Genomic DNA, 9,718 nt, shown 5'->3' with positions numbered 1-9,718 from the left:
GGCTCGGGGAAGGGCCGCGGCGGCGGGACGGGCTCGGGGCCGGGGCCGGGACCGGGCCTCGGAGGCGTCGGAACAGGCGGCTCAGGCTCAGGGCCACCGGGGCGAACCGGCGGTGTCGGAATCGGCGGCTCAGGCTCAGGACCACCGGGGCGAACCGGCGGTGCCGGCATGGGCGGGACAGTGTCGGCGACTGGGTTTGCGTTCATCGGGTCCGCGTGCCCGGGATCGCCACGACGAAACGGGCCCCACTCGAATGGATCAGAAGCTTGCCGTCAGCCGGCGGTGTCGGCCGACTCGGCTTCCAACCCCGCGACGTCCACCGGCGGCAAGTCCTTGATCTGGTCCTTGGTCAGCCGCACCTCCACCCCGTCCGCACCGATCCCGGTCACGTCCCGGATCGGGATGGCGACCCGCTTGCGGCCCCACAGGTGTCCCTCGTCCAGGAGCACGTGGGTCACGGAGCTGTCCGGGGTCAGGACCACCAGGCCCCGCACGCGGCCGATCTCGCCGTCGGCGGCGTGGACGCGCTCGCCCCGGCGGACGCCGACCTCGCCGACCGGGATGTGCTCCACGGTCGTGGTGGGCAGCGGGTCCGCGCCCGGCGCGATGCCCATGATGTTGGTGGGGCTCAGCACGAGCCCGTAGAGCGGCCACTCCAGGACCCGCTCACCGCCGGCGGCGCCGACCCCGAGACGCTCCGCGTCGGGCAGGAAGTAGGTCTGCGACGCGGGTTCGAACTCGTCGAAGCGGGCGCGCGTGCAGTTCAGTTCGACGCCGTCGGCGCCGGGTACAGCGATGTGCACCGGAACCAGGCGGGCCAGGTCGATGCTGTCGTCAGGCCGGACCACGAGGTGGGTGAGCTTGTCGGCGACCGGGTCGACGACGACGAACGCCACCTCGCCGCAATCATCCCCGGCACACTGGACCCGGCTGCCAATCACGTATTCGAGGGTGTCCTGCATCTCAGAATCCTTCTGACTCGATAGACGTAAGCACCACGTATATCCAGGGTCCCAGGAGATAAACGGCCGTTTATCCGCTGCGACACCGGGCATGCGGGCGCGAAATCGTTGGTTCGGAAAGCCCGGACATCACCGAGCCGAGGGAGGACATCATGCCCAAAGCGTGGAGTGCAAAGCGCGAACGCCAATACGAGCACATCAAGGATCAGGCGGAGGAACGCGGAGTATCGGAGAAGCGAGCCGAGGAGATCGCGGCGCGCACTGTCAACAAGGAACGAGCCCGCAAGGGCGAAGCCGAGCACTCCAGCCGGCTGTCCAAGACCGACATCTCCTCCGGGCAGCGCGGGGGCAAGCGCTCGGGACGCAGCGGGCCGCGCGGCCGGACCAAGGCTCAGCTCTATAACGAGGCCCGACACCGCAATATCCAGGGCCGGTCGAAGATGACCAAGGCTGAGCTGGAGCAGGCACTCGGCGTGCGGTGAGCCGGTTCCTATCCGCCATCGACCGCGATCCGGTCGATGGCGACCGCCAGCGCGTCCAGGGTCTGCCGGATCTCCCCGGCGTCAGAGTTCGGCGAGGCGTGGAACGGACGCAGCAGCGTGGCGGCGTCCAGGCCGCGCCGGTTCAGGACACTCGCGGCCATCGTCCGAGCCAGGTCCAGCCCGGTGGCCGGGTCGTGCGGGAAGACGCCGTACGCGTTGCGCAGCGCGCCGTCGAGGTATTCGACGTCCTCGGCGGTCAGGCGGCCCGGTAAGGCCGAGCCCGGGAACACGCGGATCCAAGCTGTCATCGTCTGCTCCTAAAACCTTGGGCGGCTGGTTCGCGGTATGCCGCCACGGGCCCCGGGACCGGCCCGGAACCCGCGAAGCCCTACCACTTACTTGTTGAGGTGCTGCTTGCCCTTCGCGATCAGCTGCTCGGCCTTGCCCTTGGCCTCCAGGCCGTCGTCGTCGGTGACGGCCCCGGCCACTTCCTTGGCCTTGCCCGTCGCCTGGTGACCGACGTTCTTCGCGGTCTCCTTGGCCTTGTCGGCGGCCTGCCCGGCGTGCGCCACGTCCTGATCGGCCTGGCCCTCGGCCTGGGTCTGCTCGTTCCCCGTGGCCTTGCCGACGGCTTCCTTGATCTTGCCCTTGGCGTCCTGGGCCGTGTGCTTGGCCTTGTCACCGACACTCATGGTGGATCCCTTCCGGTGAAGTCGATCGTCGTGAAGCGTCCTCCTGTCCGGCGCTCGCGGTATCAAACGGTGGCGAGCCGCCGGCGGCGCGGAGACGTCAGCCGACCGCCCGGCGATTGATCACCCGCTCGCAGTAGTAGCGCCCGGCCAGCGCCCCGCCGAAGATGACGAAGCCCACGCCGATCAGCCAGGACAGCACCACCAGGACCACGCCGACCATGCCGTAGTCCTTCGCGCTGGAGGCGATCATCGGCTTGAACACCAGCGCCGAGAACGCCCGCAGGCCGCTCAGGCCCGCGACGGTCGCCAGGGCACCGGGGAGCAGCCAGCCCCAGGGGACCCGGCCGGCCAGCAGGAAATACTGCCCCCACCAGAAGAACGACAGCGCGGCGGTGACGAAGACGATGATCCGCATGGCCTGCTCCACCGGTCCGTGCCGCAGCAACGCCCCGCTCTCCACCTCGAAGGCGAGGTAGCCGATCAGGGCGGCCAGCCACACCGCCCGGCGCCAGGCCTGCCGCCAGGACTCCGGCGGGATCTCCCAGATCCGTTGGTAGCTGAGTTGGACGTCCGTCACGAAGGCGAGGCCGAACGCCGCCAGCAGCGCCAGGCCGAGGATCCCGATCTGGCCGACCTCGCGATGGTGCGCCGCGAACAGCCGCAGCACCGGCACTGCTGTATTCGGGGGAAGGCCCATCCCGTCGACGACCCACTGCCCGAGCCCCTTCTGCGACGACGGGCTGACCGCCGCCACGACCACGAGCAGCGGCGCCAGGGCCACCAGGCCCAGCGTCGCGAAGGCCATGGAACGCCGGAGCAGCTCCAGTTGCGTGCCGCCGCGCCACACGTTGCCCAGGACGCTGCGGCTCCAGCGCTCCCGCCAACGCGCGTACCTGCCGGTCGGCAGCTCGTAGGCAGACTCGCCGTCCATTCCGATCTCCTCGCAGCACGCCGTGCATGACGGTCACAAGCGATGCAAGCACTCCCCCATGGCTGAGGCGACTGGAAGGCGCACAGCCATCGTGAGGTCCGAGGTGCGAGTCGGAAATACGCCGTATGCCGCGGGCAGCCTGCCGGAAGAAAAGCCAGGAGCGGTCCGCCTTCGAGGTCATTTTCGTCACGCTGAACGAGACGATATGCTTCAGTCGGGGACGCGTGAGGGAAGGAGCGCCGATGGACTGCCGGGTCTGCGGCACAGCGCTGACGTCGGCGGGTCGGGGGCGCCCGCCGCGGTACTGCTCGCGCGCGTGTCGTAGCAAGGCCTATCGGGAGCGGGTGGCGGAGCGCGGCGTGGAGCCGGCCGAGCGGATGCCGCTCGGCGTCGAGCAGATCGTACGGGCCGCGATCGAACTCGCCGACGATGCGGGCGCGCAGGCGTTGACCATGCGGGGCGTGGCCGCGCGGCTCGGCGTGGGGGTGATGTCGCTGTACCGGTACGTCTCCGGGCGCGATGAGCTGATCGACCTGATCACCGACGCCGTGTTCGGCGAGCGGTCGCTGCCCGACAGCGGCGGGCCGCAGGGTTGGCGGGCGAGGCTGGAGCTGTCGGCGCGCTCGGAGTGGGCGCTGTATCAGGCACACCCGTGGCTGCCCCGGGTCGCCGATCTGATCTCGCACCCGCCGGCGAGCACGAATCTCCTGGCCTACACCGACTGGCGGCTGCGGGCGGTGGCCGGCTGCGGATTCCCGTACTCGGCCATGGTGCAGATCGCGGCGCTGGTCAGCTCGTTCGTGCAGAGCATCGCGCTGGCCCAGGGCCACGGGCCGCGCACCGGCGGGCTCAACCGGCGGGACTGGATGGCGGCGCGCAAGGAGGCGTTCGACCGCAGTTCGCGGAACCTGCCGATGGTGTCGCGGTTCGGCGAGGAGGCGTTGCAGGCCACTGAGTCGCAAGCCCTCTTCGAGTTCGGACTGGAGCGCCTCCTGGACGGATTCGGCCTGATGCTGGAACCGGCGCGCCCTTCGTGATGCTGTGAAGCAGGGCCCGTAAGGCAGCGATTCTCAACTGTGGCAAGGGCATCCGGCCGAGGCCACAGCGGAGTCTGGCATGCTGGCCGCAGCCTTCGCGACGTCCGCCAGAAGCTGCGTACGCTCGTCCGGCCCGACATAGCGGCCGCGGACCACGACGCCGGACAGCTTCGTGGTGTTCGTGATGTCCCGCAACGGATTCGCGTCCAGCACCGCCAGGTCGGCCAGGTATCCCTCGGCGACCCGGCCGGTCGCGACGCCGAGGAAGTCCGCCGGCTCGACGGTCGCGGCGTAGAGCGCGGCGCGCGGGCTGAGACCGGCCCGGACCAGCAGGCGCAACTCGTCGTGCACGGCGAAGCCGGGGAACACGCCGGGGGTGCCGGTGTCCGTGCCCACCATGATCGGCACGCCGGCCCGGTGCATCTCGCCGACCAGCTGCGACCGGCGCTCGAACAGCCCGGCCCAGCCGGCGTCCTGGCTCGGCGCCCGGTCCTTGAGATACAGCTCTTCCAAGGCGTAGTCGTTGCTGCCCTGGGACGACGCGGGCAGGTACGCGTTACGCGGGTCGTGCTGGTCGAGCGTGCGCGCGTAGTCCAGGCTCTGGTGCATGATCAGGGTCGGTACCTGACGGCTGCGATGCTCGACGAACCGCGCGTACAAGGCCTGGGCCTTGGCCTTGCTGTGGGTGCTCGACGCCAGCAGTTCCAGCGGGTGGATGTCCTTGAACCAACCCGCGTAATCGCCCAGGGCCAGCCGGATCTGGTGGATCCGGGCCCGGATCTCAGACTCCTGTGACGAGGTGCCCAGCAGCGTCCAGAACATGTGCTCGAAGCTGGCCTGGCCCAGCTCGGCCGCCTCGGCCATCGGCACCTCGTCCGGGCAGTGCCCCGCGAAGCGGATCCCCTGCGCGTGCGCCTCGGCCGCGATCCCCCGCAGCGCCGGCTCCGACACCCGCGAGTACACCTTCACGAAGTCGGCGCCCTCGGAGATCGCCTGGCGCACCGCCTGACGGCCGTCGTCGGCGTCGGCCACGGAGATCACGTCCAGCAGCTTGGGATCCCAGATCGAGGGCGAGCCGTCGACGATCCGGCTGCCGACCGTGTAGCGCGGGCCCAGCAGCGTCCCGGCCTCGATCTTCGTGCGGAAACCCCGCACCAGCGCGTTGCCGGCCATGTCCCGGACCGTGGTCACCCCGTTGGCCACATACAGCGCCGGGTCGATCTGCTCGTAGGCCAGGCCGTGCGTGTGCATGTCGGCCAGGCCCGGGATCACGAACTTGCCGCGCAGAGCGACGACGGTCGCGCCGTCCGGGATCGGCACCAGGGCGGACGGCCCGGTTCGCACGATCCGGCCGCCGCTTATCAGGATCGTGACATCCGGGCGAGCCCGGCCGTCAACGGGATCGACGACGGTCACGTGAGTGAGCGCCAGGTCTGCACCGTGGCCGCCGGGACGCTCGGCCGTGGCGGCCGCGGCAGCCGTCGGAAGGGCCTGCGCACTGACCACCGCGGCGGCCGCGAGCCCGCCGACGAGGACGGAACGGCGTGACGGTGAATACGTTGTACGAGTCATAATCGGCACTGTACACACTCGCCTCGGACTGCGACCGACAGTCGCTCCTTGCCCTCTCCACAAAGGGAATCTGGCCGAGTTTCGTCACGTGGACAGTGACGATTCGCGTTTCGTCTCGGTGTCGCTGGCGCGTGACGAAATACAGCGCTGTCACATGTCTGTCAGCCGCTGCTCGGCATGATCGAGGGCCATGCGGACCGCGCCGAGCGCCACCGCGTTCTCGCGCAGTGCTGAGAGCCGCACCTCGCAGGGCACCAAGAGCAACGGCTCCAGGCGCCGCCGGACCGCGTCGAGCAGGACGTCGCCGCCGTGGGCGAGGCCGCCGCCGATGACCACCCGGCCCGGGTCGAGCATCAGGACCATGGCGGCCAGGCCTCGGGCGAAGCGGCCCGCGACTCGGTCCAGCACCGCCATGGCCGCGGGTTCCCCGGATGCGATCGCGTCGAAGAACGGCCGGAGGTCGGCGCGGTCCGTGCGATCGGCGGGGTCGGCGGCGTCGCGGCGGTCAGCCTCGGCGCGGTCGGCAGGATCGCCGGCCGAGGTCCCGTCATCGATCCCTGCCAACCGCCGGATCTCGGCAGCACCGGCCAGCCGCTCGAACGGGCCGAGGCCGCCGGCCACTCCGGGCGGAGTGTCGTCCACGGGGGTGAGCAGGTCCAGGAACCCGAGCTCACCGGCCGCCGAGGAGGCGCCGCGATACGGTTTGCCGTCGACCACGAGCCCGGCCCCGATGCGCTCGCCCCAGTGCACGTACAGCATCGTCGTGCCGGCCGCTCCGACCGCACCCACCTGCCGTTCGGCCAGCACCGCGAGATTGACGTCGTTGTCGATCAGCACTGGACAACCCAGCCAGTCCCGCAGCCCGGACAGCATCGGCAGTCCGGTCCAGCCCGGGATGCTCGGCGCCACCACGACGACGCCGCGCTCGTGGTCGACGATGCCGGGCGTGCCGAGGCCGACCGCCCACAGGCTCCCCACCGGGACCCCCGCCTCCCGCGCCAGCTCCTCCAGCCCCGAGCGCATCAGCTCGACCAGCCGCGGCCCGGTCGGCTCCGGCGGCGTGGCCAGCCGCCGGTGGGCCCGCACCGCGCCGGACAGGTCGGCGATGGCCACGGTCATGGTGCGCGGTCCGATGTCGATCCCGGCCACGTGCCCGAGTTCGGCCCGGAACCGCGCCCGGGCCGCCGGGCGGCCCAGCGCCGTGGGTTCGGCGTCCAGGAACTCCACAACCCCGGCCCGGCCCAGGGCGGCGAGCGCCCGGGTCACAGCGGGCCGGGACAGGCCGGTGGCCGCCATCAGGTCGGACACCCGCGCGGTGGCGTCCTCGGCGGCGCGCAGGGCGCCGAGGACGGCGCTGATGTTGATCCGCCGCAGCACGTGCGGGCCGGTGGCCACCTGATCGGACATGGTCTGCGTCGTTCCTTCAGTCGGGTGATGCAGGGCTCGTCAATACGGGTCTTGACAGCGGTCTTGTCCGCCCAGATTATCTAACGAACCGTTCGTAATGAAACGGAGACGTCATGAGAAGAATCCCTCTCGTTGCCAGAGCCATGGCCGGGATCGTATCCCTGGCTCTGACTACCCTCGGCGCGGTCGCCGCACCGGCCAGTGCCACGGCGGCCAGTGCCCTGGCGGCCAAGCCCGGAGCAGCCCCCTTCAACACCGGCGCCGCCGTGGCGAGCGTGCACCGCTTGCTGCCCGCGCAGGCCAGGCAGATCTCGTTGATCGCCGAGCCCCGCTCCGCCACCGGCGCCGACTCGTTCACCGTGTCCGGCCGGGCCGGCGCCGTCACGGTGCGGGGCACGTCCCCGGCCACGCTGCTCACCGGTGTCGGCTGGTATCTACGCAACGTCGCACACGTGGACATCGGCTTCCCGGCCGGCAGCACGACCCGGCTGCCCGCGAGGCTGCCGGCGGTGCCGTCGGCGTTCACCGACGCCGCGGTCGTCCCCAACCGCTACGCGCTCAACGACACCGACGCCGGCTATTCCGGCGCCTACCGGACCTTCGCCGACTACCAGCACGAGATCGACGTGCTGGCCCTGCACGGCATCAACGAGATGCTGGTGACCGTCGGCGGGGAGAAGCCGTATTACGACGCGCTCCAGAAGTTCGGCTACTCCCCCGCCGATCTCCAGTCCTGGATCCCGTCGCCGTCCCACCAGCCCTGGTGGCTGATGCAGAACATGGACAGCTTCGACGGGCCGGTCTCCGCACAGCTCATCAACGCCCGGGCCGCCCTGGGCCGCCGGATATGCGACCAGCTCCGAGCCCTCGGGATGACGCCGGTCCTGCCCGGCTACTTCGGCACGGTCCCCGCCGACTTCACCGCTCGCAACCCCGGCACGAACGTCATAGCCCCCGGCGACTGGGGCGGCTTCACCCGGCCGTCCTGGCTGGATCCGAACGATCCGGTGTTCGCCAAGGTCGCGGCGGCCTACTACGCCGCGCAGTCCGCGGCCTTCGGGAACAGCACGATGTTCAAGATGGACCCGCTGCAGGAGGGCGGCACGCCCGGCGACATCGACGTCACCGCCGCGGCGACCGCGATCCAGTCCGCGATGGAGCGGGCGCACCCCGGTGTGACCTGGGTCATCCTGGGATGGCAGAGCAATCCTTCGGCCGCGTTGCTCGCCGGCGTCGACAAGAGCCGGATGCTGATCGTCGACGGGTTGTCGGACCGCTATGACAACCTCGACCGTGAGTCCGATTGGGGCGGGACGCCGTACGCCTTCGGCACCATCCCGGACTTCGGCGGAAAGAGCACGCTCGGGGCGAACACCGCGGTGTGGGTGTCACGGTTCCACCAGTGGCTGACCAAGAGCGGGAGCATGGAGCGGGGCATCGCCTTCATGCCCGAGGGCACCGGCACCGACCCCGCGGCCTTCGCGCTGTTCGCCGATCTGGCCTGGTCGAGCTCCCCCATCGACCAGTCCGCCTGGTTCGCGGACTACGCCGCCGCCCGCTACGGCGGTGCCGATCCGGCCGCCGCCGCGGCGTGGGACCAGCTGCGTCAGGGCCCTTACAGCATGGCCTCGGGCACCTGGGACGAGCCCCAGGACAGTCTGTTCACGGCCCGGCCCTCGTTGACCGCTTCCACCACGGCGTCCTGGTCCCCCGGCGCGATGCGGTACGACGCGAGCACCGTACAGACCGCACTGCACGATCTGCTGAACGTGGCCCCGGCGTTGCGGTCGACATCCGCCTACAAGTTCGACCTCGTCAACACCGCGCGGCAGGCACTCGACAACCGAAGCAGGGTCCTGCTTCCCCAGATCGACGCCGCCTACACCGCCAAGGACCTGAGCACGTTCCGGACGCTCGTCACCGAATGGAACACCGACGAGGCGGCCCTGGACCGGCTCACCGCGACCGACCCGCACTTCCTGGCCGGCACCTGGCTGGCCGGCACCGCTTCCTGGTCCACCGACCCCGCCGAGCGGGCCCGGCTCCAGTACGACGCCCGCTCGATCATCACGACCTGGGGCGAGCGCACCCAGGCCGACGACAACGGCCTGCGCGACTACGCGGCCCGCGAGTACTCCGGCATCATCCGGGACCTGTACGCGAAGCGCTGGTCGGCGTACTTCGCGTCGCTGGACACCGCGCTGTCCACCGGGACCACCCCGGCGCCGATCGACTTCTTCGCGATGGACGACGCGTGGGCGCACGGCAGGAACTCCTACCAGACCACCACCACCGGCGATCCGTACACCGTCGCCTCGGCGGTCGCCGCCGCGCTGCCGCCGATCGCTCCGGCAGCGCCGACGGCACGGTCGTGATCCGGAACCGCGCCGCCGCGCGGGATCGGGGTCGGAATCCGCGGTCCTGACCGGGCCGATGGATCCGGCTCGTTCACGACGGGGCATTGGCGCGCAGGTCTGAGCGTCCGTGCCGGATCTTCTCCAGAGATTCGTCCGCGGATTTTTCTGCTCGGGGTCCGCTGTGTTGTTTGAGATGTCCATCGCTGGCCACAAGGACGCCTCACAACAATTCAGCGGGCTCCGATTCCAGCTCTATGGCGGCCCGCAGAGAGGAATAC

9 protein-coding genes are annotated in these 9,718 nt (G+C 70.5%); 3 read left to right on the top strand and 6 right to left on the bottom strand.

The window, feature by feature from the left end:
- Positions 1-272: 272 nt before the first annotated feature.
- Positions 273-962: a PRC-barrel domain-containing protein gene (locus KGQ19_RS11640; RefSeq protein ID WP_212009107.1), complete on the bottom strand. Its 690-nt coding sequence runs from the start codon at positions 960-962 to the stop codon at positions 273-275.
- 152 nt (positions 963-1,114) lie between these two features.
- Between KGQ19_RS11640 and KGQ19_RS11635 the strand changes: the two genes are divergently transcribed.
- Positions 1,115-1,444, top strand: coding sequence for a plasmid stabilization protein (locus KGQ19_RS11635; RefSeq protein ID WP_212009106.1), 330 nt, complete (start codon positions 1,115-1,117; stop codon positions 1,442-1,444).
- Between the two features lie 8 nt (positions 1,445-1,452).
- Here the strand turns inward: KGQ19_RS11635 and KGQ19_RS11630 are convergent, their stop codons facing one another.
- From KGQ19_RS11630 to KGQ19_RS11620, 3 genes are all read right to left on the bottom strand, one after another.
- Positions 1,453-1,752: a hypothetical protein gene (locus KGQ19_RS11630; RefSeq protein WP_212009105.1), complete on the bottom strand. Its 300-nt coding sequence runs from the start codon at positions 1,750-1,752 to the stop codon at positions 1,453-1,455.
- Positions 1,753-1,839: 87 nt separating this feature from the next.
- Complete coding sequence (locus KGQ19_RS11625) at positions 1,840-2,136, bottom strand: CsbD family protein (protein WP_212009104.1); 297 nt, start codon at positions 2,134-2,136, stop codon at positions 1,840-1,842.
- A gap of 97 nt (positions 2,137-2,233) precedes the next feature.
- The gene (locus KGQ19_RS11620; protein WP_212009103.1) at positions 2,234-3,067 is read right to left on the bottom strand and encodes a YhjD/YihY/BrkB family envelope integrity protein; all 834 of its coding nucleotides are present in this window, start codon (positions 3,065-3,067) and stop codon (positions 2,234-2,236) included.
- Between the two features lie 242 nt (positions 3,068-3,309).
- On the opposite strand from KGQ19_RS11620, the gene KGQ19_RS11615 reads away from it, so the two are divergent.
- Complete coding sequence (locus KGQ19_RS11615; protein WP_212009102.1) at positions 3,310-4,104, top strand: TetR/AcrR family transcriptional regulator; 795 nt, start codon at positions 3,310-3,312, stop codon at positions 4,102-4,104.
- Positions 4,105-4,137: 33 nt separating this feature from the next.
- On the opposite strand, the gene KGQ19_RS11610 is transcribed toward KGQ19_RS11615, so the two are convergent.
- Both KGQ19_RS11610 and KGQ19_RS11605 read right to left on the bottom strand, forming a co-directional pair.
- A complete protein-coding gene (locus KGQ19_RS11610) occupies positions 4,138-5,676 on the bottom strand; it encodes an amidohydrolase family protein (RefSeq protein ID WP_212009101.1) in 1,539 nt (512 codons plus the stop codon).
- 150 nt (positions 5,677-5,826) lie between these two features.
- Positions 5,827-7,083: an ROK family transcriptional regulator gene (locus KGQ19_RS11605; RefSeq protein WP_212009100.1), complete on the bottom strand. Its 1,257-nt coding sequence runs from the start codon at positions 7,081-7,083 to the stop codon at positions 5,827-5,829.
- Between the two features lie 113 nt (positions 7,084-7,196).
- Between KGQ19_RS11605 and KGQ19_RS11600 the strand changes: the two genes are divergently transcribed.
- Entirely contained in the window at positions 7,197-9,458 is a 2,262-nt protein-coding gene (locus KGQ19_RS11600) for an alpha-N-acetylglucosaminidase (RefSeq protein ID WP_212009099.1), read from the top strand.
- Positions 9,459-9,718 lie beyond the last annotated feature (260 nt).

It is taken from the genome of Catenulispora pinistramenti, from assembly GCF_018274385.1.
Classification (GTDB): Bacteria; Actinomycetota; Actinomycetes; order Streptomycetales; family Catenulisporaceae; genus Catenulispora; species Catenulispora pinistramenti.
This window is presented reverse-complemented; position numbering and strand designations above follow the sequence as displayed.

Bases quoted from the DNA above. Each gene is read 5' to 3' on its own strand.
- KGQ19_RS11640 (WP_212009107.1), bottom strand. From the start codon at position 962: ATGCAGGACACCCTCGAATACGTGATTGGCAGCCGGGTCCAGTGTGCC.
- KGQ19_RS11635 (WP_212009106.1), top strand. From the start codon at position 1,115: ATGCCCAAAGCGTGGAGTGCAAAGCGCGAACGCCAATACGAGCACATC.
- KGQ19_RS11630 (WP_212009105.1), bottom strand. From the start codon at position 1,752: ATGACAGCTTGGATCCGCGTGTTCCCGGGCTCGGCCTTACCGGGCCGC.
- KGQ19_RS11625 (WP_212009104.1), bottom strand. From the start codon at position 2,136: ATGAGTGTCGGTGACAAGGCCAAGCACACGGCCCAGGACGCCAAGGGC.
- KGQ19_RS11620 (WP_212009103.1), bottom strand. From the start codon at position 3,067: ATGGACGGCGAGTCTGCCTACGAGCTGCCGACCGGCAGGTACGCGCGT.
- KGQ19_RS11615 (WP_212009102.1), top strand. From the start codon at position 3,310: ATGGACTGCCGGGTCTGCGGCACAGCGCTGACGTCGGCGGGTCGGGGG.
- KGQ19_RS11610 (WP_212009101.1), bottom strand. From the start codon at position 5,676: ATGACTCGTACAACGTATTCACCGTCACGCCGTTCCGTCCTCGTCGGC.
- KGQ19_RS11605 (WP_212009100.1), bottom strand. From the start codon at position 7,083: ATGTCCGATCAGGTGGCCACCGGCCCGCACGTGCTGCGGCGGATCAAC.
- KGQ19_RS11600 (WP_212009099.1), top strand. From the start codon at position 7,197: ATGAGAAGAATCCCTCTCGTTGCCAGAGCCATGGCCGGGATCGTATCC.